Source organism: Nocardia acididurans (assembly GCF_016741815.1).
Taxonomy (GTDB): domain Bacteria; phylum Actinomycetota; class Actinomycetes; order Mycobacteriales; family Mycobacteriaceae; genus Nocardia; species Nocardia acididurans.
The window spans coordinates 520676-542333 of record NZ_JAERRJ010000002.1 but is presented as its reverse complement, the minus strand read 5'-3'; the positions used below and the strand labels follow the sequence as shown (position 1 = coordinate 542333).

Genomic DNA, 21658 nt, shown 5'->3' with positions numbered 1-21658 from the left:
CCATCGTGAGTGTTACCGAAAAGACCCCGGAATCCGTTGTGCCGCTGGCCAAGAACGCCGACGAGGCGGCGTCCGAGTCGTCGCCGTCGGCTACGGTGGAGCCCGTGCAGTCCGAGCCCGCCGCGCAGCCGACTGCGCCGTCGCCCGTCGCGGCCGAGCGAGCGCTGTCGTCGAGCGTCCGCGAGCGGGTGGTGCCCGTGCTCGCCGGGCTGGTCGCCGTGCTGGCGGTGCTGGGTGTGGCGCTGGGCTTCCAATGGCGCAGCGCCGCGGGCGATCTGAACGACCTGCGGGCCGCGAACGCCGATCGTGACCGGGCCGCCGAGGTGGCGTCGGATTACACGCTGCGCTCGCTCACCTACGACTACAAGAATGTCCCCGCCTTCTTCGACGGTGTGCAGCGCGGCACCTCCGACGCCCTGCGCAACCGCTACACCGAGGTGCACGACACGCTGTCCAAGATCATGACCGAGGCGCAGGTCGTGGCCACCGGTCAGGTGGTGGGCACCTCGGTGCAGGCCCAGGGCAACGACCAGTACACGGTCACCGTCTACGCCACCCAGCGCACCCAGAACATCCAGCAGCAGGATCCGGCCACCGTGCCCAATCTGCTGACCGTCACGGTCGCCAAGAACGACGGTGACTGGCTGGTGGTCGACTACGGGCCCAAGGATGTCGCCGCGACGAACGGGGCCGCGAAATAACCCGACGCACCGGCCGTCCGCCGCAGCGGGAGCTTCCGCTGCGGCGGCGCGCGCAGATCATCGAGGCCGCCTACGAGGTGTTCACCGCCAAAGGCTATGAGGCCGCCACCATTTCGGATGTGGCGGCCCGCGCCGGCATCGGGCAGGGCACCGTGTACCGGTACTTCGGCAGCAAACGCGAAATCGTGGACCACGTCATCGATTTCGGGGTGGAGAAGGTGGTCGACGCGGTCGATGTGGCCACCCTGGGCGGCAGCACCGGCAGCGCCGTCGAACTGGTGGACGCGCTGCGCGGCATCGTCGAGCGGCTCTACGCGCTGGTCGACCGGGAGCCGCAGGTGTTGCGGCTGCTGCTGGTGGAGGCCGGTGCGATCGATGCCGAGCTGGCCGAGCGGCTGTTCGGGCTGGAGGGTTTCGCGGCCTCGCTCATCGCGGCGGAACTCACTCGCGGGGTGCGGGCCGGGTGGATCCGATCCGATATCGATCCCGAGGTGATCGCACATACGATCCTGACACTCGTGGGACCGTGGATCCTGCGGGAATTGCACGGCGGCAGCAGCCCGCAGGTGCGTGCGCACAGCACGACCATGGTGATGGCCATGCTGGAGAAGGTATTGCGGGTGCGGAGTGTGTCATGATCGAAATGGATGGTGTGGCAACAGATTCCAGGCATCCGCGGGCCGATCCGGCCCGGCCCGCGCACGCCGCCCCCACGCGCCCCGCGCGGGCCGAACGCCGCGCCGAGCGGGCTGAGCAGCGCCGCACCGATCTGGTGCTGGCCGCCTACGACCTGGTCATCACGCGCGGCTTCCGCGCCATCGGCGTGAACGATATCGCGCAGGCGGCACAGGTCAGCCACGGCACCTTCTACAACTACTTCGACAACAAGCGCGACATTCTCGACGCCGTCATCGACCACTGCTTCGATCTGCTGCGCGACCGCCTGCTGGGCCCCGAGGGCGACGGACGCCCGGAGTCGCTGGAGGAGTTCTGCGACCGCTACGCCCGGGTGATCGACCGCTGTTTCGAACTGGTGGCCACCGAACCGGGCCTGGTGAATTTCTTTCTCCTGGAAGCGTCGTCGATCGACGACCGGGTCATCGACCGCTGTCTGCACAATGCCCGCCGCTACGGCGTCGAAGCGGTGGCGCGGGTGTCCCACGGCATCGGGCGCGGCTATCTCGATCCCGCCCTGGACGTGGATATCGCCGGTGAGGTCCTGATGTCGGTGCTCGTCTCGGCCTTGCTCGCCGCGCTGCGCGGGAGTTCCGAGGGCCTGACCCAGGATCGGGTGCGCACCCAGCTCGTCGGCTTCCTCGCCTCCGCGCTGGGCGCGCAATCCTGAGCGGCACTTCACCTTCCGGCCGACAGTCGGGGCTGCACCGGGACAGCCGGGGGTAGCGCACCCTCGGTGACCGCGCACTGCCGGGAGATCCGCCCGGCGAGGCCGGGCAGGAACGGGACGAGATGGCCGGCCACCGCGCGGCAGGCGCACAACAGCGTGCACAGCACGGCATCGAGCTCCTCCCGCGCGCCCGCGGCGGCGAGTTCCCATGGCCGAGTGACGTTCACATAGCGATTGCCCTCGTCCGTGATCGCCCGGATCGCCTCGGTGGCAGCGCGGAAATCGTAAGCGGCAAGCGCGGATTCGATACGCGCATCGGCTGCGTCGAGTGCGTGACGCAGCGTATCCGACTGTGGTGCGATCTGTTCGGTTGCCGGTGGTCTGCCGTCACGATATCGATGGATCAGCCCGACCGTACGATTCACGAGATTGCCTATGCCGTGCGCGAGTTCGTCGTCGGCGCGGCGCACCAGTCGCGCGACGGTGAAATCGGCGTCACCCACCCGTGGCGGTTCACGCAGCAGCCACCAGCGCACGGCGTCGGTCCCGTACTCGGCCACCAGCTCGACCGGGTCGACGGTCACCCCCGACGATTTGCTGATCTTGCGTCCGTCGATCGTCAGGTGATCGTGCACCAGGATGTGCGTGGGCAGCCGCTGGCCGGCCGACAGCAGGATGGCGAGCCAGTACACGGCGTGGAATCGCAGAACTCCCTTGCCCACCAGATGGATTCGCCGATCGGCGCGATTCCACCAGAGCTCCAGGTTCGCGCCGTCGGTGCCGTAGTCGAGCGCGGTCAGGTAGTTACCCAGCGCATCCCACCAGACGTAGATCACCTGCTCCGGATCGTCCGGAACCGGAATGCCCCACCCGCGCGCCCGCTGTGCGGATCGCGAGACGGACAGATCCTCCAGCCCCGCGTCGAGGAATGCCAGCACCTCGTTGCGCCGTTCCACGGGTTCGATCCGAACCGTCCCCGAGCCGATCAGCTCCCGCAATCGATCCGTATAGCGCGACAGCCGGAAGAACCAGTTCTGCTCGGCCACCCGCTGCGGTTCCGTGTCGTGATCGGGGCAGCGTCCGCCGACGAGCTCGGCGGGCGAGTAGAACTGTTCGCACCCAACGCAATACAGCCCCGCATAGTGTTTGCGATAAAGATCCCCGGCGTCGGCGGCGGCCCGCCAGAACCGTTCGACGCCCACCCGGTGCCGCGGATCGCGGCTGGTGCGGATCACATCATCGACGGCCAGCGACAGTGGACCCGCCAGCGCCGTGAACGCGGCGGCATTGCGGTCCACGAACTCTCGCACCGGTACGCCCGCCGCCTCGGCCGCCAGCACGTTCTTGAGCGAATTGTCATCGGTGCCGCACTGCAGGCGCACCCGCTCGCCGCGCCCGCGCGCGGCCCGCGCCAGCACATCGGCCTGGACGAGTTCGAGCGCGAATCCCAAGTGCGGCTTGGCATTCACATAGGGCAGGGTGGTGGTGAGGTAGGTGGTCATCGGAATCCTCCGGATAGTCTCCAGGGGCTCCGAGCGCCGACACGGCTCGAGGCCCCGCGTACAGGGCCTCGAATCGGATCGCGCGCAGCGTCAACAGGCCCGGGAGCGGGCCATCATCGGCTGCGCGACTGTGGTCATGCCGCAATGCTATCGGGGCGCGATATCGGCGTCACGCAGTTTTGCCAGCAGCGGCAGCGCGGCCTTGGCCAGGAACTCCTCCTGGTTCTCGCCACCCACCTGCACCAGTGCGATATCGGTGAATCCCGCGTCCCGATAGGGCGCGACAGCCTCGACGATCGCATCGAGATCGGGTCCGCACGGAATATCCTCGGCGACATCCTCGGGGCGCACGAACCGGGTGGCGGCGGCGAATCCGGCGGTATTCGGCAGCTCGGCATTGACCTCCCACCCGCCGGCCGACCACCGGAACTGCTCGTGCGCCCGGCGAATCGCGGTGTCCCGGTCGGTATCCCAGCTGATCGGGAGCTGCCCGGTGACGCGGCAGCCCTCGGTGTCGCCGAGCACGCGGGCCCGCACCCCGTGCCAGGCCGCCACGACGTCAGGCTCCGGCGAGTTCAGCACCATCTCATCCGCGAGCGGCGCGAACTTCTCGACCGACCGCTCCCCGGAGACGGCGAGGGCGAGGGGCACCGGCGTCTCCGGCAGATCCCAGAGCTTCGCCGCCTCCACCCGGAATCGTTCCCCGTAGTGCGTCACCGTCGCCCCCGAATGCAGTTCGCGAATCATCCGCACGGCTTCGGCCAGCCGCTCGTGGCGTTCCTCGACGCCGGGCCAGCCCAGTCCCACCACATGCTCGTTCAGGTTCTCGCCGCTGCCGAGTCCGAGCGTGAACCGGCCCTGCGCGAGGATCTGCAGCGTCGCTGCCTGCTGCGCCACGATCACCGGGTGGTACCGCATGGTCGGGCACGTTACGAAGGTCATCAGATCCATGCGCCGGGTCGCCGCGGCGACCGCTCCGAGCGTCACCCATGCGTTGGGGGCATGACCCTGCTCGCTCAGCCAGGGCGAGTAGTGGTCGCTCATGACCGCGAAGTCGAATCCGGCGTCCTCCGCGGTCGCCGCGTACCGCACCAGCTCGCGCGGCCCGCTCTGTTCGGTCATCAGGGTGTATCCGTATCTGGCCACAATGCCCTCCGATCACTCGACTCCGATGCTTACCGAGGGCCTACCCCCTGACGCCGCAACTATTTGCCCGGCGCGATGGGCGGTTACTTGACCAGCGTGAACTGCATGACGTCGAGGTGGCCGGTGCGGAAGTAGTGCGCCGATCCGGTGAGGTATTTCAGGTATCGGGCGTAGACCTCCTCGGAGGTCATCGCGACGGCTTCGTCGTGATGGGCGACCAGTGCCTCGGCCCAGTGGTCGAGGGTGCGGGCGTAATGCGGTTGCAGGGATTGGATTCTGGCCGTGTGGAATCCGGCGGTTTCGGCCATGCGGGTGATGGTGCCGGGCTGGGGGAGCTGGCCGCCGGGGAAGATCTCGCGCTTGATGAAGATGTGGAAGAGTGCGTCCGCGCGGGTGACCGGGATATTGCGGGCGCGCAGGTCCGCGAGGGTGTTGCCGATGATGGTGTGCAGCAGCACGCGGCCGTCGGCGGGCAGCATGCGGTGGCAGCGGGCGAAGAATTCGGCGTAGCGCTCCTTGCGGAAATGCTCGAACGCGCCGATGCTGACGATGCGGTCGGGGGTGCCGTCGTATTCCTCCCAGCCCTGCAACCGCACTTCCGCGCCCGGGATGTCGTATTTCTCGATGAGGCCGCGCACGTGTTCGTACTGGTTGGCGCTCAGCGTCAGGCCCACGACGCGCACCCCGTACTCGTGTACCGCGCGCAACATGGTTGCGCCCCAACCGCATCCGATATCGAGCAGGGTCATGCCCGGCCGCAGATCCAGTTTGCCGAGCGCCAGGTCGATCTTGGCCTGCTGGGCCTGTTCAAGGGTCATGTCGTCGTGGGCGAAGTAGGCGCAGCTGTAGGTCATGGAGGGGTCGAGGAACAGCGCGTAGAACTCGTCGGACAGGTCGTAGTGCGACTGGACCTGCCGGTAGAAGGGTGCGAGATCGGCCATGTCGGTTACTCCTGGACGCGGGATGGACACCAGGGGATACGTACGGAATGGACATGCCGTTCGAGATCCTGGACACGCCGATGACACGCCGGATATTTCGTTACGAGTTTCCGATTCGAGCCATACGAGACCATGACGGCTGCTTTTCTGAAAGGGGTTCAGCATCGTTGCAGCAAACATGATTCGGAGGCTGGGGAGCGGCCATGCACCGCACGGGGTTTGAAGAAGTTCGCAACGGAAGACCATGGATGTGGACGGCGCTCACGGGGGCGGTTGTGGTGGGGGCGGTGACATGGGCGATGTGGCCACAACCGGCGGCCTGTCGCAGCGCCGCGCCGCGCACCACGGTGATGACGGTGCCCGCACCATTACCGCCGAGTTCGGTTACCGCACAGCAGCTTCCGGGCTCGGAGCCCGCGCCGGCCACCGAGCGCGGCGAGGCCAGGTACTACGCGTTCTCCTCGGGGGTGGCCTGCTCGCTGCCCGATCTGCCGCTCGACGGGTTCTACGTGGGCGTACCGACCGGTGAGTACGACGGATCCGCGCCCTGCGGCTCCTACATCGACATCGACGGCCCGCGCGGCAGTGTGCGCGCGCAGATCGTGGACCGGTGTCCGGGCTGCGCGCCGCACCAATACGATCTCAGCCGGGCGGCATTCGAGCAGATCGCGCATATCTCCGACGGCGTCGCGCAGATTCGTTTCACCCGGGTGCGCGACCCCAATCCCGCGCCCGAACTGTTCTACCGGGTGCAGCCGGGCTCCAATGCCGACTGGCTGGGCCTGCTGGTCGGCGGCAGCGGCAATCCCCTCGGTCAGGTCTCCTTGCAACCGGATCACGGCGGGGATCCCATTCCGCTGCGGCGCGGCTACGACAATGTGTGGTCGGTCTCCGGGGCGGGTCCGGGGCCGTTCACGCTCGTGGTGACCGACGACAACAATCACATCGCCTGGGTCTCGGATGTCACCTCGGCGCCAACCGAGTTGCGCTACACCGGAATTCGACTCTACGAGGAGCCCGTGCCGGAGCCGGTCGCGACGGTGCCCACCACCCCGGCGCCGGTCGTGGTCACCACGGTCGTCCCCGCGCCGACGGTGTGCGAGGACTGACGCGCCGTCCCGCCCGGCCCCGCCGGATATGGCATCATCAAGTGAAACGTGTTTCATTTCCGCTCGCGGGGGCGGCGCGCCGGGAGGCCATCGATGACGAACTCCAGTTGGGATGCACGGACCGGGACCAGTACGGGCGAGACTCGTCGCGGTCGCCGACTCTCACAGCGTATTTCCAGGTTGACCGAGGTTCCGACGGGGTCGATGGTGGAACTGCCGGGCCGCGGGCGCACCTATGTGGTGGATCTGCCCGGCCCGTCCGCCGACGCTCCCGTGCTGTTCCTGCTGCACGGCTCGGCCACCACCGGCATGCTGAACTGGTTCCCGATGCTGCGCGAGTTGCAGGAGAACTATCGGGTGGTCGTATTCGACCAGCGCTGGCACGGGCGCGGAATCCGTTCGGAGCGTTTCGATCTCGACGATCTGGCCGATGACGCGGTGGCGCTCGCCGATGTGCTCGGGGTCGACAAGCCGTTCTACGCGGGCTATTCCATGGGCGGCATCGTCGCGCAGCTGATCGCGCATCGGCATCCGGATCGGGTGGCCGGGCTGATCCTGGCCGCCACCACCTATCGCTTCCAGGACAAGTGGCGCGAACGCGCCTTCCATCGCACCTGGGGTGCGGTCATGGCGAGCATGTCGGCGATGTCGTTCCGGCGGGCCGAACTGTATGCCGCGCGCCAGGCCGAACTGCCGGAGACCTCGTGGCCGGTGGGCCGGATGGATCGCTGGGCGATGCGGGAGTGGCGCAGCACCAGCGGCTGGGCCATCAGCCAGGCGGTGGCCGTGCTGGGACGGTTCGATTCGTCGCCGTGGCTGGGAAGTGTGAAAGCGCCGACGGCCGTGGTGATCACCACGCGAGACCGGGCCCTGCCCGTCTATCGTCAGCTGGAAATGGCGAAAATGATTCCGGGAGCGGAGATTTTCCTCGCACAAGCCGGTCATGCGGCCTGTGCACTCGAGGCGGACGTCTTTGTCCCGGTGTTCCTCGAGGCCGTTCAGTCGGTGGTCAACTCTTCTCGCGCGCTGTCTTGAGCAACTCGGTGATCACTTCGGGTACGGCGTCGGCGATCCGGTCCACATCGGGCACCAGCTCCCGGCAGGCGATGAAGCCGAAGTCGAGATTTCCATTGGTGGAGATGACCGTCGCGGTCAGGCCCGCGCCGTGGAAGACCGGCCCGAAGGGGTACATCGAGGCCACCCGCACACCCAGGAAGTACATGGGGAAGTTGGGGCCGGGCACATTCGACACCACCAGGTTGTGCACCACCGGATGCCGCTCGGCCAGTTTCAGCGAGGAGTAGGCGCGCGCCGCGAGCTGAAAGGTGTTGGGCGGAGCGTACTTCGCCCAATCCTGCAGGAAGTCCGCGCCGATCAGATTGTGCTCCTCCTTGGCTCCGCGATTGTCCTGCGCGATGGCCTGCAGCCGTTCCACCGGATCGGCGATCTCGGTGTGCAGCCGCGCGAAGATGGTGGAGACCTTGTTGGTGCCCTCCTCGTGGCGTGAGGTGTCGTGCGTGGAGACGGGAACCGAGGCCATGAGCGAGGTTTCGGGCAGCGCCTCGTGCAGTTCGAGGTAGTCGCGCAGCGCGCCGCCCACCACCGCCAGCACCACGTCGTTGACCTTGACGCCGTGGGCCGTCTTTATCTCCTTGATATCGGCCAGGTCGGTCTGCACGAAGGAGACGGCGCGATGCCGGGTGATTGCCCGATTGAACAGCGTGCGCGGCGCGGTGAACGGCAGTGGCATGCCGCGGGTTCCGGCGGCGCTACGCCGTCGTTGCACCAGACCGCCCAGAATGCCAACGGTTTTGGGCACCATGCCGACCAGGCCGAGCTTGCCCGGGAACTTCAGCAGCGCCTCACCGGCGAGCAGAAGATCATTGGGTTCGTCTGCGTCCGTAGGTGTTTCGGCGGGCGGGGTATAGGTGACGCCCGGCTGCACATCGCACAGGTGCATCATCATATTGGTGCCGGTGATGCCGTCCACGATGGCGTGGTGGTACTTGGAGATCACCGCGACCCGGCCGTGCGGCAGGCCCTCGACCACCCACATCTCCCACAGCGGGCGGTTGCGATCCAGTGGTCTGCCCGCGATTTCGCCTGCCAGGTCGGCCAGTTCCTGTCTGCCCGCTGGCTCGGGCAGGGTGGTGCGGCGCACGTGATAGCCGAGGTCGAACTCCGAATCCCGCACCCACACCGGATGATCGAGGTTGAGCGGGACGTTGTGCAGGCGTCGCGTCATGGCGGGGATGAGGTGCAGACGTCGGCCGAGTTCGCCGGTGAACCTGTCGAAGTCGAATTCCACGCCGTCGGCGGCGGGGTCGACTATCAGCAGTGCGCACACGTGCAGGAGTTGAGTGTCTGTTTCGAGATAAAGGAAGCTCGCGTCGAGCCCTGTAAGTCGTTCCATATCAACACACTATGGGAACCGGTTGCACTTTGCGCGCGGTTCGCGGACCGCTCCCGAACCGGTCCGATGCCACTTCGTTGCCTCAAAGTAGCTTGTAGATAACAAGTTTCGTACCGCTACGGTTGGGCACCATTCATGTAACTCTCCAGTAGAATTCGTTGCCGCTCTCCGGTGATCTCCCTACCTTGGGCCACATAAGCCCGGCGAATCGTCACTTGTCACTGACAAGAGTCGCCGGGCTTCTCACAACGGCGTGAGGGGTGAGGGAAATGGGCGACCGAAAGGTTCTGTCTGGAAATCGGCGTACGGCTTGGGTTTTCGCCGCCATGGCGATGGTGACCGCGAGCATGTTCTTCCCGCTACGACAACCGGCCGCACACGCCGACTGGTGTGCGGATGTGGATGTGGTGGTCGCCCGCGGCACCGGCGAAACCGGCTGGCTCGGAGACGCGGTGGGCAATCCGCTCTACGGCATGCTGCAGGACCGGCTTCCCGCGTCGGTGAGCGCGTACCCGGTGAACTATCCGGCCGACTATTCCTTCAACCTCGGCGCGGGCAGCGCGGATCTGGTGGGGCACTTGGCCTCTCAGGCCGACGCGTGCCCCGGGCAGCGTTTCATCCTGGTCGGCTATTCCCAGGGCGCGTCCGTCGTGCACGCCGCGCTCGGCACCGGCGCGGTGTCCTGGGTGGGCGGCCGCGTGCAACTGCCCGCCGATCTCGGTGACCGCGTGGCAGCGGTTCTGCTCTTCGGCGATCCGTTGCGCGCCATCGGCTGGACCGTGCCCGGTGAATACCTGTGGCGCACCGGAAATTGGTGCACTTCAGGCGATCCGGTCTGCGGCGGCGGCATGAACGCCACCGCCCACGTCGCCTACGGCGACAGCTTCGTGGCCGCCGCCAACTACGCCGCCGACCGCCTCTGACCGCTCTGGGCACTGCGGGTCCGGTGAGCACTACTCCGCTCACCGGCCCCGCTCGACGGCGGTGCGGTACGCCAGGCAGAATGCGTCCCCATGCCCGGTCGTCGACTCGCCATACTCGTTGCTCTCGCAGGCCTGCTGTCCGCCGCCTTCGTCCTGGCGCCGCCCCAACTCCGGGCCACCGGATCGGGGGACCGTTACCCCGACGAACAAGCCCTCGGCACCAGCGTGCGCGGCACCTTCGTCGAGTACTGGAGTTCCGGTGATCGCGAATTCACTCCTGCCCTGGCCGGAGTCGTCGACTACTGGTTCCGCTTCCACATGCTCAAGGCCGCGATCGCCGCCCTGCTGGTGATCGTCTTCGCGGCCCTGGGAATCCAGCTGTGGAAGTCCTTCGTCCGGGCCCGCGGTTTCGGGGCGGGCTCGGGCCTCGCCCTCGGCGCGTCCGGAGTAACCGTCACCCTGCTCGGCCTGTTCTCGGTCGTATTGGTAGTCGCCAACATCCAGGGTGCCGCGGCCCCCTTCGCCTCGCTGCTCCCGATGCTCACCGCCGACCCCGCCGACGGCACCGTCACCGCAACCCTCGACCAGGTCCGGCAGGGCCTGGGCGCACCGCACACCGACACCTCGCCCGCCCTCCAGGTGATGATCGACGACTTCGCCTGGTACCACGTGGCAATGGCAGTTCTGGCCGGTGCGGTGGCCCTGGCCTGCACCGCCTTGAGCCTCACCCTGTGGCGCGCATTCGCCCGCACCGAACCCTCCAACACCCGCACCCGCCGCGTGCTGGCCTGTTTGGGCACGTTCAAGGCTGTCGTCGCCGCGGGCCTGATCGTCGTCGTCATCGCGAACACCACCACCGCGGCCGACCCGGCCCCCGCCCTCGCCGCCCTCTTCGACGGCAGCTGGTGACAGCGTCCTCGCCCCGGTTCGACGGCCGGTGGGGGTAGCACCACCGGAAAGACGGGGGTTCGCTGGGTGGGGCGGACGGGGGTGGCTTTCGTAGCGTGACCGTGTCCGTTGCGAGAGAGGAATCAGGGTGCGGGTCAAGGTGGGTCGTGGGATGGCGATGGTGGCGGCCGGGGTGTCGGCTGCCGGGCTGGTGGTGGGTTGTGCCGCGGGGGACGGGGCCGGGCGGGGTGCGGTGGTCGAGGCGTTGAATCGAGTGGTCGCCGGTGGTGCGGTGCCGGGGGCGCAGGTGGTGGTCGGTGCGGGCGGGTCGGTGTGGAGTGCGCAGGCGGGAGTGGGGGATATCGAGCGGGGGACCCCGTTTCCGGAAGGGGCGCGGGTGCGGATCGGCAGTAATACGAAAACGTTTGTGGCAACGGTGATGTTGCAGTTGGCGGGGGAGGGCGCGGTCGAGCTCGACGCGGGCGTGGAGCGGTATCTGCCCGGGGTGGTGTGGGGGCCGGGGATCGATGGGGATCGGATCACGGTGCGAAATCTGTTGCAGCACACCAGTGGATTGCCGGAGTACGCGGCCGAGTTCGGGGCGACGCCGGGGCCGGGGCAGATCGCGGTCCAGAGCGCGGAGCTTCGGTGGATGACGGTGGATATGGCGGAGGTGGTGCGTCAAGCGCTCACCGCGCCGGCGGAATTCGAGCCGGGGGCGGGGTGGGCCTATTCCAATACGAACTACGCGATCGCGGGGATGGTGATCGAGAAGATCACCGGGAATTCGCTCGGTGCGGAGATCACGCGGCGCATCATCGAACCACTCGGATTGCGGGACACCTACTATCCCGATCCGGGGGAGACCGGGATTCGCGGGCCACATCCGGTCGGCTATCTGGAGACCGATGGCGTGCGGGTCGATTACACGGAGCAGAATGTGTCCGTGGCGGGGGCCGCGGGGGCGATGGTTTCCACCGGTGCGGATCTCAATCGGTTTTTCACCGCCCTGCTGAATGGTGAATTGCTCGCGCCCGCGCAGTTGGCGGAGATGAAACAGACGGTGCCGGTGCCGGGCGCAGGCGAATCCTTGGACTACGGTTTGGGTCTCATGCGCAGTTCACTGTCGTGTGGGAAGGACAGCTGGGGTCACGGTGGCGATATCGACGGGTTCGAGGTGCGTGGCGGTGTCACCGACGACGGCAGGGCGGTCACCGTGACCATCAATCAGGTGCCCACCACCGCCGAGCCCACGACGCGTGTCCTGGAGGTGGTCGACGCGGCGCTGTGCGCTACGGACTGACCGCCGCACCGGCAGCGGGAACACGGAAGACATTGTCCCACTGGGTATCCAGGCGTTGCTTCGCCTCCGGCAGCGGGAGGACGTGGAGTGCGCCGTGCTCGTCCTCGGTGAGCAGGCCCAGACTCCGGAGTTTGCGCAGGGCGTCGGGAAGGTCGTAGTCCAGGGGCATCTGCCAGCGGCGGCGGAACCAGGTTTCGACACGCTCGTCGAGGGCGGCGGCGGTGAGCGGGGTCTCGGCGGTGCACAGGAAGTGGTAGGCGAGCAGGGTTTCCTTGACCTCGGATTCCTCTGCGGCGTCGAGTAAGTGGTGGAAGACGCCCGGACCGTTGTCGAGGTTACGGAAGTAGAGGTGTTCGGCCAGGTTCTTCATGAGTTTGATCTTGCGGTTCTTGAACTTGGAGAACTGCCGGATCACGTACCCCGCGAAGGCGACCACGCCTGCGCCCAGGGTGAGCAGGGAGGCTTGGTTCAGGGATACGGATTCGTCGCGAACCCCCAACCAGAAGGCGAGGAGGAGCACCAAAGGTCCCAGTGCCGCAAGCAGCTTCGTGACCACCACGATGATTCCCGAGACCACCGCCGGGACGCCGATGAGGAGCTTGTCCACCGACCGCATGCCCACTCGCACATTCGGGTACAGCATCTCGAGGTCGTCGGCGGGGACGTTCTGAAACAGCTTCAACAGCACACCCCGGCGTGGCCGCTCCGCTCCGCCCTCCGCACTGTCGGCGAAGGCGATGTAGACGAGAACCTTGGCGTAGCTGGTGAATTCGATATCCCGCTTGCGCAACCCGAACAGCGACTTCACCCGTTCGGTGCGCTGCGACACCCCGCGACGGAAGAACAGTGCGGTCTCGATCTGATCGTCATCGACCTCCAACCGCACCTTCACCAGTGAGTGCTCGTCGAAAGCCCGCTGTATCTCACTACTTTCGATGAGCGTGAACTCCGCGGCCTCCGCCAAGGCGATCAGTTCCCGCTCCACAGCCTGCCGCGCCGCCGCCCGCTGTACTGCCGTCACCGCCCGGACGGTCCGCACATCCTCGGCCGGATCGACCATCTGATAGGCATCCAGCAGGGCCTCACCTCGCACATGAAACCCATAGTGCGTCAACGCATCCAACAGCTTGGCGAACTCCAGGAACGACTCCCGCTCACCCCCGGCCAACTCCTCCGCGCACAGCGACACCACCGCACTCTTCCGAAACGGCACATAGGTTTCGGCGTCCATCGACAACTCCTCTCGGCGGGCAGGCCCGTCAGCCTTCACCTTAAGGGGATGCCCAGTTCAGCCGAGTTGGATGATGGTGACTCGTTCTCCATCGGTGACCGCGAAGCGTCGGCCGAGGTTGTCCACGGCGACTCGGGCGGCGATTACCAGTGCAGGCCCGGGATGCGGTTGGCGATGCGGGCGGCGGGGGTCGGCAGGCCCATGAGGGGTTGCACGATGGGGGCCAGGGCCAGCAGCGGGCTGCGGTTCGAGGGTGATTGTTCGGTGCTGTCCGCCGGGGGCTCGATGTTCTTGGCGGCCTTGGATTCGCCGAACATGCGGTAGCCCTGGTGGAGGATGGCGCGCTTGACCGATGGCATGACGGTGTCGACGAACTGGGCGAAGGTGCCGATGGGGGTGTCGATGCGGGTGGGGCGGTGTTCGAGGGCGCGGACGACGATATCGGCGGCCTGGTCGGGGGTGTGGACCGGGATGGACTTGTAGAGGTCGGTGGGGGCGATCATGGGGGTGCGGACCAGGGGCATCCGGACCGAGGTGAAAGTGATTCCGGCGTCGGCGTTTTCGACGGCAGCGATCTCGCTGAAGTTGTCCAGGGCCGACTTGCTGGCCACGTAGGCGGCGAAGCGGGGGACCTTGGTCTGCACGGCGATGGAGGAGATGTTGACGAAGTGGCCGAAGCGGCGTTCGCGCATGGACGGGAGCAGGGCCAGGATGAGGCGGACCGCGCCGAAGTAGTTGACGGCCATGGTGCGCTCGAAGTCGTGCATGCGGTCGGTGGAGTTGACCACCGCGCGGCGGATGGAGCGCCCGGCGTTGTTCACCACGAAGTCGACGTGACCGTGGTCGGCCAGCACCTGCTTGACGAGCAGTTCGACCGACTTCTCGTCGGTGATATCGCAGGTGTACGCCTGTGCCGCACCGCTTTCGGCGCGCACCTGGGCGGCCGCGGCCTCGAGATCCTCGGGGGTGCGGGCGACCATGAGCACGGTCGCCCCGCGCCGGGCCACGGCGTGCGCGGTGGCCAGGCCGATACCGGAGGAGGCCCCGGTGATCAGGACGATGCGTCCGTCGAGCGGTTCACCGTCGCCGCGGCGGGCGCGGTCGGGATCCAGATGATCGGCCCAGTAGTTCCACAGGGTGGCCGCGTAGTCCTCGAAGGCGGGCACCTCGATACCGGTGCCGCGCAGGATCGCCTGTGTCGACTCCGAGATGAACTCCGATTCGAAGGCGGTGTGCGGGGCCACCTCGGCCGGAATTCCGAAGCGCTCCAACAGGAAATCGCGCACGGCGGGCACACCCGGCAGCCCGCCCAGGGCGTGCAGGGCGGTGTGGCTGCCCGGCAGCGTGCCGATGCCGGTCGGCGCTCCGGCCGCGCGCGCCAGCGCCGCGTACACCTCGCCGAACGGCTGCGGTTCCGGATTGGTCAGGTGGAAGGTGCGCCCGATCAGGCCGGGCCGCAGGATCAGTTCGACCATGGCGGCCGAGACGTAGTCGACCGGAACGATATTGGTCGCGCCCAGATCCGGCACCGGGAACGGCACCTGCGACGGCAGTGCCGCCAGCCCGGCGATGGCGGGGAAGAAGTAGTACGGCCCGTCGATCTTGTCCATCTCGCCGGTTCGCGAATCACCGACCACGATGGCCGGGCGGTACACCCGCCAGCGCAGTCCGGCGGTCTCGCGCACCAGCTTCTCGGCCTCGAACTTGGTCCGGTGGTACGGCGAGTTCAGCCGCTGCCCCAGGTCGAAGTCGTCCTCGAAGAACTTGCCCTGGTGATCCCCCGCGACCGCGACCGACGACACGTGATGCATGACCGCGCCCAGGGCCAGCGCCAGTTCCGCGACCGCGCGCGTCCCCTGCACATTGGCGGCGTAGGTGGCGTCCTCGTCGGCGGTCATGTCGTAGACCGCGCCGAGGTGGATGACGTGGTCGGCGCGCGGCGCCTCGTCGGCGAGGCCGAGACCGGGCGCGGTGAGGTCGCCCACCAGCGGGAAGACACGGTCCTCGGCGCCCCAGCCGAGCGCCATCTCGTGCAGTTTGGCCACCGACGCCTCGCGGACCAGCGCGTGAACCACGGCGTCCGAGTCGCGGCGGAGCAGATCGGCGATGACTCGCCGCCCCAGGAATCCGGTTCCGCCTGTGACGATGTAGGAAACCATCGTCCCCTCCTTATTCATACGAACTTGTTGATGCACAACGTTGTTCGTCCGACATGCGTCGGTGGATGCGGACGTGAGTGAGTGGCCCCCTAGCAGAAGTCGGGCCGAGGTAGGAACACCTTCGTGCCTAACTGATAGGTAACTTTACGGGTCACGAAAATCCCTATCAAGCGAAACCGGCCCTACTCACATGTGTGACTGGTCACCACACCGCTATTCCAGATGTTGTGTGTGACAACAGTTTTCGCGTAACTCCGTGACACAGTTGGCTAACTCTCAGTTACCGGTCGAGTGTCCTACCGGGCAAGCGCCCAATCTGAGGTTATGGTGTTCCAGTCTTGTCGGCCGCCGGAACCGCAGGGGAGAGTCGTTGACCGCACAGCTCGACCTACCACTGACCGGCGTCCGTACACGTGCCGAATTCGAAGCCCTGCCGCGTGTTCCGCGCGGCTGGGCGTGGGAGCTGCGAGCCGGTCGATTGGAGCTGACACTCATGCCCGTCACGTTCTGGTATTCCCGGATCGTGTTCACCGTGCTCGAGTTCTGGCGCCGGCTCGGTTACGAGGTCGCCGGCGACCAGTACGTCGCCGACAGCGGATTCGCCCGGGGCGACACCGGCCACCACAACTTCGTCGCCGACGGCGTGGTGTTCCAGGCCGGTCACCGCCCGGACAAGCACAGCACCACCCACGATCCGGCGCATCTGCTGACCGTGGTGGAGGCGGTCTGGCAGGACGGGCAGGTCCGCGAGGCCATCGACAAACTGCGCGTGTACGCCATGCTCGGCATCCCGCACTACTGGATCGTCCGCGGCGACACCGGCTCCGACGATCTGGACGGATTCATCAGCATGTACGAATTGGTCGGCACGGAGTACCGGTTGACCGGCAGCCGCCTGGTCTCTCAGCTCAGCGCGCACTGAGCGGGCCGAGCCGATAGGTCTCCGCGGCATTGTCGGCGTAGAAGAATTCGGCCTCCTGCTCGGTGGCGTCGGCGGCCACCATGCGGTCGACGGTGGCCAGCAGTTCGGTGAAGCTGCCCGCCCTGGTGTCGACGGGCATATTCGACCCGAACAGCAGCCGTCGCCAGCCCCACAGGTCGGCGGTGGTCTCGAGCCAGAAGGCCAGGGAGTCCCAGGACAGGTCGGGGCAGATCATGCCGAGACCTGAGACCTTGCAGCGCCAGTCGGTCTCCTTGGCGGCCAGGGTGAGGGACTTCTGCCAGGCATTGCGCTGATCCTGGTCGAAACCGCCGGGCAGGCCGAGGTGTTCGAGGACGACCCGCAGCGTCGGATAGCCGGCGAGGAAGTCGATCCAGTCGGTGGTGTCGGCGGGGGAGGTGACGAGATCGAAGACGGCGTCGTGATCCCGCAGCCAGGCGGCGACGGTGTCGGCGGCCGGGGTGTTCGGCACGAGACCCCGGTAGACGCGGACGCCACGGAACTGCGGGCTGCGCGACTGCTGCTCGAGGTGGTCGACGAGGTCGCCGGTGGGCAGCGTGGGATCGACCGTGCCGATGAGGGCGACCGGCCGGTCGGCCCGCGCGGCCAGGTCCGATACCCACCGGGTCTCCGCCAGATAGGCGTGCGGCGCGGTGGTGGCCGAGACGTGCACCAGTCCCGCGACCCGGGTCTCGCCCGCCGCCCGCTCGTAGTCGGCGAGCAGGAACGGCTGCGCCAGTTCGGGTTTGCCCAGCTGTACGGCGAAGGCGGCCAGCTTCGGATACCAGTCGTGCGACGTGTCCCACAGGTGCAGGTGGCCGTCGACTATCGGAATGGTGGGCATGGGGTCGCGCTCCTCACTGCATGGCGTCGCGGCGATACTGTCGGCCTCGGTCTGATCCGGGTGCGGCGCAGTGACTTTCGGCCCGATACCGCGGCCGGTCCGCCGGGCGCCGACGCTCCGCGCGGTGTGCCGCTTTCGCTCACTGCCTCACTCGCATTCGCATTCACGACTCGCTACGGAATTCATGAATACAGCATGCGGAGCGATTCAGTCGGGCAGTCGGCGCGGGAAGGCACGCCTGCGCAGTGCCGGAGCGACCGGTCGGCCGGTGAGCAGGCCCGCGACGCTGCCGTGTTCGAGAGCCTTGCGATAGACGACCGCGGCCTCGCGGCAGGCGTCGACGGTGAGATCGATATCGGCGTCGGTATGGGCGGCCGAGGTGACGAAGGACTGGCCGAGGACCCCGCGCTCCAGCAGCTCCTGCAGGAACAGGGTCCGGAATGGTTGGGAGGCAACGCCTTCCGGATCGAGCGTGCGGAAGATGAGGCAGGAGGGCCGACCCGCGACCTGGAGATGGTCGGCGATGCCGAGCTCGGCCGCGACGGCATCGACGCCCGCCGCCAGCCGCGCGCCCGCCTGCGTCATGCTGCCCACCGGATCGGTGGTCCGGTACGCCTCGACGACAGCGCGAAATGCCGCCAGCGACGCGGTTTCCGGGCCGTGCGTGGTGGACAGCAGGAAGACGCGGTCGGCGTCGGTGCGCAGCCCGCCCAGTTCCATATATTCGCGCTTGCCCGCCAGCGCGGAGAGCGGGAAGCCGTTGGCCATCGCCTTGCCCCAGCACGACAGGTCCGGCCGCACGCCGTATACCTGCTGCGCACCACCCGCGGACCAGCGGAATCCGGTGATCATCTCGTCGAAGACCAGCAGCGCGCCGTGCCGATCACACAGTGCCCGAACGCCTTCCAGGAATCCGGGCGCGGGTTCGGCCAGCGCGGTGGCCTGCTCCATGACCACGCAGGCGACGCGGTGCGAGGTCAGCGCGGCGTGCAGGGATTCGAGATCGTTGTAGCGGAATCGGACGGTGCGGCCGGCCGGGATGCCGGCGTTCATCTCCGTGGTGCCGATGAACCAGTCGTCCACCGAGAAGAACGGCTGATCGCAGATGGCCACCGTCTCGCGTCCGGTCGCCGCCCGCGCTAGCCGGACCGCCGCGGTGGTGGCGTCGGAGCCGTTCTTGGCGAACTTCACCATGTCCGCGCCGGGGACCAGGCTCAGGAAGTCTTGTGCCGCAAGCAGTTCCAGTTCGCTGGGGCGGGAGAAGCTGACACCGTCGGCGATGGTGCGGGCCACCGCCTCGACGACAGGGGCGTACCCGTGGCCCAGGGTGACCGCGCGCAGGCCCATCCCGTATTCGACGTATTCGTTGCCGTCGGCATCCCACACGCGGGCCCCGCTGCCGCGCACCAGGATCGGGGCCATGGCCTCCGGGTACTGGTCGGCGCCGCGGGCGTAGGTGTGTGCGCCGCCGGGCACCAGATCGTGCAGCCGAGCCTGAATCTCATTGCTACGTGCGAAGTCCCGCATATCTGTTCATCCCCCTCTCCGCTCAGGACGCTACAGGCTGTTGGCCAGCAGCGCGTACTGAGCGGCGGTCTTACGCTTCAGGTCCTGCTCCGAATCGCTGGTGACGATCGCGGCGTAGCGCTTGTAGGCGACATAGCAGCGGTAGGGCAGGCCCGCGGCGGCGGCCGACGCGCGTTCGAAACACCGCACCGCGGGGACGGTTTCGGGGCCCGCGATCGGGTCGAAGGCGGTACCGAGGTTATTCGCCAGCCCGGAGCTCAGGGCGAGGGCCGCCGCGGTGTCGCGGGTGCGCATGATCGCCGTGCCGTCGACGATGCCGATGCGGTCGGTTCCGTTGTCGCTCATCAGGCGGCCGACCAGGGTTTGATCGGGTGCGTTGTGGGTGAAGTAGGCCGGGCCGTACACGCCGAAGGTCTCGGGGTCCGGGGCGCGGGTGCCGCGATGCGCGGTGACGGCGCGATCGAGGACGCCGTCCGGGTCGATGGTCAGCCGGTCGACGCGGTCGGCGGGGTGGCCCCGAAGGCGTCGAGGCGGGCGACCTGGGCGTCCAAGGTCTTCCGGATCCAGTCCAGCAGATCCTCGGAGTCGGCGCTGGGCCGCTGGACGAGCAGGGAGATCACGAAATCCTTGTAGGCCATGAAGGCGCCGACATTCTCGATGCCGGGCCGCCAGTGGATGTAGGCGTCCGGATAGTCGGCGAGGCCGAGGCGCTTGTTCTGGTCGGCGGCGTAGGCGAAGTCGACATCCTCGAGTTCGCGGGCGGTGAGTGTGGCCTCGGCTTCGGTCGGGAAGCGCATGACGAGGTTGATCACGGTGGTGGCGGGGGGATCCGGGAGGTAGGTGTCGGCGGGTGCGGCGGTGTCCGAGGCGATCGCGGCATAGCCGACGAGCATGTTCCGATTCCGCAGTACGGCAGCCGAATTGACGGCCAGGTAGCCGATCTCGGCGGCGCTCGCGTCGAGGACGACCTCGCCGCGCAGGCCGACCGTCAGCGACTCGTCGACGGTCGGGCCGACGGCCACGGCCTCCGACATACGCATGCCCTCGATCAGTGCGCCGTTGCCCTGGGCGCCCTGCTCGTGCCGGAACTTGTCGACCGGATAGGACCCGACATCCAGCGTGCGGACATCGATTTCGGCGGGGGTCGCGGTGCCTGCCACGCCGCATGCGGCGAGCAGCAGTGCCGCGCCGAGTGCACCCCAGAGCACGCGCAGCGCTTTCGTGCGTGACATACCGGACATTGGCGACACCCCAATCCGCGCCGGCCACCCCTGACTCGCTCATTGTCGGTCTTCGGGGCGCCGGGAACCGGGCATTCGGGCTGAAACGAATAAGGCTCCCGACCGGACGAACCGATCGGGAGCCCGGCGTCGGGACTGCGTCAGGGGTGCAGGCGCACGGTCCACAGGCCGTTGCAGCCCGGCATGGCCCGGTAGTGGGGGTCCCAGATCCATTCCTTCTGGCCCGGGGCAACGATGGTCCAGGAACCGCTGGGGGACAGCAGGGGAGCGCCACCGGGGCCGTCGGTGGGGGTGACCCGCGCGCCTGCTCCGACGGTCATCGGAGCGATGGCCGGGTAGTCGAAGGAGACGGTGATGTCGTGGCCCAGGCGGTTGTCGACCGAGATGCAGGTCCGGGGCTGCTGCGCCTGCGCGGGGCCGGCGGCGACGACCACGCCGAGGGTGGCGACAGCGGCGGCCGAGCATGCGGCAGCACACATGGATATGAGTTTCAAGGTTCCCCCCGGGGTAGAACTGTGCACGAGATAACTTGCGGGGCAAGTTAACACGATCATTCCGGCGTGACGCAACCTGGCTTTTCGTCCGGTCCGGGCGGGAATCCGCGGGTGGCGCACCCGCGGGCCGGGCGGTCTCGGCAGCATGATGGAGGCATGGCCGAGAGGGTGAGTACATGCGCGCAGTGCTGATATCGATCGTTGTGCTGGCGATCGCGTTCGTCGTCGGGGACCGGGTGGCGGTGTCGATGGCGCAGGACGAGATCGGCCGCAGGATCGCCGCGGGCTACAACCTCGCGCAGGATCCGGCAGTCGACATTCGCGGGTTCCCGTTCCTGACCCAGGCCATCGACGGCACCTATCGTGACGTCACCATCACCGTCGGGGCCTGGACCGATCGCACGATCTCCGTGCGGGATCTCGAGGTCGATCTGACCGATGTGTCCGCGCCGCTGAGCGATGTGCTCGGCGGGAATGCCTCGAACCTGGTCGCGGGGACGGCCACAGCCACGGCCCTGGTGCCCTACGACGTCGTGCGGGGCTATGCCCCCGAGGGAACGGAGTCCCTCGCCAACGGCCCCGATGGCCTGCGGGTCACCGGAACCTTCTCGGTGCAGGGCATCCCGGTTCCGGTGCCCGCGACGGTGGTGGTGACGGTCGCGCCGGTGCCGGACGGCATCCAGGTCACCCCGGTCTCGGTGCAGTCCATCGCGGGCGGTCCCACGATTTCCCTTGCCCTGCTGAGTGATTCGCTGACCTTCACGGTTCCCCTGCAGGAGCTTCCCCTCGGCGCTCGGCTCACCGCCATCACGCCGGCCGACAGCGGTCTTTCGGTCACCGCGGTCGCCGAAAATGTCCGTTTTTCCGACCTCCCGAACAGTCGCTGAAATCCCCACCGAATACTTCTGACCCGGTTGCGATTTTTTTCCTGATTTCCGGTGGACAGGTTCT

21 protein-coding genes are annotated in these 21658 nt (G+C 67.5%); 10 read left to right on the top strand and 11 right to left on the bottom strand.

The features are described 5' to 3' along the window. The first annotated feature begins 5 nt into the window (after positions 1–5). The 3 genes from JK358_RS06855 to JK358_RS06845 are packed head-to-tail and all read left to right on the top strand — an operon-like array spanning position 6 to position 2046. Entirely contained in the window at positions 6–701 is a 696-nt protein-coding gene (locus tag JK358_RS06855; protein ID WP_201944942.1) for a hypothetical protein, read from the top strand. Beyond that, complete coding sequence (locus JK358_RS06850; RefSeq protein WP_307817381.1) at positions 641–1339, top strand: TetR/AcrR family transcriptional regulator; 699 nt, start codon at positions 641–643, stop codon at positions 1337–1339. Before JK358_RS06855 ends, JK358_RS06850 begins: the two co-directional genes overlap by 61 nt. Beyond that, a complete protein-coding gene (locus JK358_RS06845; RefSeq protein WP_201944940.1) occupies positions 1336–2046 on the top strand; it encodes a TetR/AcrR family transcriptional regulator in 711 nt (236 codons plus the stop codon). The genes JK358_RS06850 and JK358_RS06845 overlap by 4 nt, the downstream gene beginning before the upstream one ends. Before the next feature lie 8 nt (positions 2047–2054). Here the strand turns inward: JK358_RS06845 and metG are convergent, their stop codons facing one another. The 3 genes from metG to JK358_RS06830 form a co-directional block, all read right to left on the bottom strand. Beyond that, positions 2055–3548 carry a methionine--tRNA ligase gene (gene metG, locus JK358_RS06840; RefSeq protein ID WP_201944939.1) on the bottom strand — a complete coding sequence of 498 codons (1494 nt, stop codon included), beginning with the start codon at positions 3546–3548 and terminating at the stop codon, positions 2055–2057. Positions 3549–3695: 147 nt separating this feature from the next. Next, on the bottom strand, positions 3696–4694 hold the full coding sequence (locus JK358_RS06835; protein WP_307817349.1) for a TIGR03557 family F420-dependent LLM class oxidoreductase: 999 nt from the start codon (positions 4692–4694) through the stop codon (positions 3696–3698). An 83-nt stretch (positions 4695–4777) separates the two neighbouring features. After that, positions 4778–5635, bottom strand: coding sequence for a cyclopropane mycolic acid synthase family methyltransferase (locus tag JK358_RS06830; RefSeq protein ID WP_201944937.1), 858 nt, complete (start codon positions 5633–5635; stop codon positions 4778–4780). Between the two features lie 287 nt (positions 5636–5922). Between JK358_RS06830 and JK358_RS06825 the strand changes: the two genes are divergently transcribed. Further along, a complete protein-coding gene (locus JK358_RS06825; protein WP_201944936.1) occupies positions 5923–6744 on the top strand; it encodes an expansin EXLX1 family cellulose-binding protein in 822 nt (273 codons plus the stop codon). A gap of 204 nt (positions 6745–6948) precedes the next feature. Next, entirely contained in the window at positions 6949–7779 is an 831-nt protein-coding gene (locus JK358_RS06820) for an alpha/beta fold hydrolase (protein ID WP_232850831.1), read from the top strand. On the opposite strand, the gene JK358_RS06815 is transcribed toward JK358_RS06820, so the two are convergent. Continuing rightward, complete coding sequence (locus JK358_RS06815; protein WP_201944934.1) at positions 7754–9157, bottom strand: WS/DGAT/MGAT family O-acyltransferase; 1404 nt, start codon at positions 9155–9157, stop codon at positions 7754–7756. The genes JK358_RS06820 and JK358_RS06815 overlap by 26 nt on opposite strands. 326 nt (positions 9158–9483) lie before the next feature. Between JK358_RS06815 and JK358_RS06810 the strand changes: the two genes are divergently transcribed. The 3 genes from JK358_RS06810 (at position 9484) to JK358_RS06800 (ending at position 12271) form a co-directional block, all read left to right on the top strand. Continuing rightward, positions 9484–10080 carry a cutinase family protein gene (locus JK358_RS06810; RefSeq protein ID WP_232850830.1) on the top strand — a complete coding sequence of 199 codons (597 nt, stop codon included), beginning with the start codon at positions 9484–9486 and terminating at the stop codon, positions 10078–10080. Between the two features lie 90 nt (positions 10081–10170). Further along, positions 10171–10989 (top strand): hypothetical protein, encoded by an 819-nt coding sequence (locus tag JK358_RS06805; RefSeq protein ID WP_201944932.1) that lies wholly within the window; start codon positions 10171–10173, stop codon positions 10987–10989. A 127-nt stretch (positions 10990–11116) separates the two neighbouring features. After that, complete coding sequence (locus JK358_RS06800) at positions 11117–12271, top strand: serine hydrolase domain-containing protein (protein WP_201944931.1); 1155 nt, start codon at positions 11117–11119, stop codon at positions 12269–12271. On the opposite strand, the gene JK358_RS06795 is transcribed toward JK358_RS06800, so the two are convergent. Both JK358_RS06795 and JK358_RS06790 read right to left on the bottom strand, forming a co-directional pair. Further along, complete coding sequence (locus tag JK358_RS06795; RefSeq protein WP_201944930.1) at positions 12261–13502, bottom strand: TMEM143 family protein; 1242 nt, start codon at positions 13500–13502, stop codon at positions 12261–12263. The genes JK358_RS06800 and JK358_RS06795 overlap by 11 nt on opposite strands. 143 nt (positions 13503–13645) lie before the next feature. Next, positions 13646–15661 (bottom strand): SDR family oxidoreductase, encoded by a 2016-nt coding sequence (locus JK358_RS06790; RefSeq protein WP_201944929.1) that lies wholly within the window; start codon positions 15659–15661, stop codon positions 13646–13648. Between the two features lie 370 nt (positions 15662–16031). Between JK358_RS06790 and JK358_RS06785 the strand changes: the two genes are divergently transcribed. Further along, positions 16032–16583 carry a Uma2 family endonuclease gene (locus tag JK358_RS06785; protein WP_201944928.1) on the top strand — a complete coding sequence of 184 codons (552 nt, stop codon included), beginning with the start codon at positions 16032–16034 and terminating at the stop codon, positions 16581–16583. Here JK358_RS06785 and JK358_RS06780 read toward each other — a convergent pair. The 5 genes from JK358_RS06780 to JK358_RS06760 form a co-directional block, all read right to left on the bottom strand. Next, the gene (locus JK358_RS06780; protein ID WP_201944927.1) at positions 16570–17445 is read right to left on the bottom strand and encodes an amidohydrolase family protein; all 876 of its coding nucleotides are present in this window, start codon (positions 17443–17445) and stop codon (positions 16570–16572) included. The genes JK358_RS06785 and JK358_RS06780 overlap by 14 nt on opposite strands. Positions 17446–17652: 207 nt before the next feature. Continuing rightward, positions 17653–18972: a glutamate-1-semialdehyde 2,1-aminomutase gene (locus JK358_RS06775; RefSeq protein WP_201944926.1), complete on the bottom strand. Its 1320-nt coding sequence runs from the start codon at positions 18970–18972 to the stop codon at positions 17653–17655. Between the two features lie 30 nt (positions 18973–19002). Further along, positions 19003–19377 (bottom strand): DUF7373 family lipoprotein, encoded by a 375-nt coding sequence (locus JK358_RS06770; RefSeq protein ID WP_201944925.1) that lies wholly within the window; start codon positions 19375–19377, stop codon positions 19003–19005. An 80-nt stretch (positions 19378–19457) separates the two neighbouring features. Next, complete coding sequence (locus JK358_RS06765) at positions 19458–20204, bottom strand: DUF7373 family lipoprotein (RefSeq protein ID WP_201944924.1); 747 nt, start codon at positions 20202–20204, stop codon at positions 19458–19460. Between the two features lie 149 nt (positions 20205–20353). Further along, complete coding sequence (locus tag JK358_RS06760) at positions 20354–20692, bottom strand: hypothetical protein (RefSeq protein ID WP_201944923.1); 339 nt, start codon at positions 20690–20692, stop codon at positions 20354–20356. Between the two features lie 191 nt (positions 20693–20883). On the opposite strand from JK358_RS06760, the gene JK358_RS06755 reads away from it, so the two are divergent. Beyond that, positions 20884–21594 (top strand): LmeA family phospholipid-binding protein, encoded by a 711-nt coding sequence (locus tag JK358_RS06755; protein ID WP_201944922.1) that lies wholly within the window; start codon positions 20884–20886, stop codon positions 21592–21594. Positions 21595–21658: the final 64 nt, after the last annotated feature.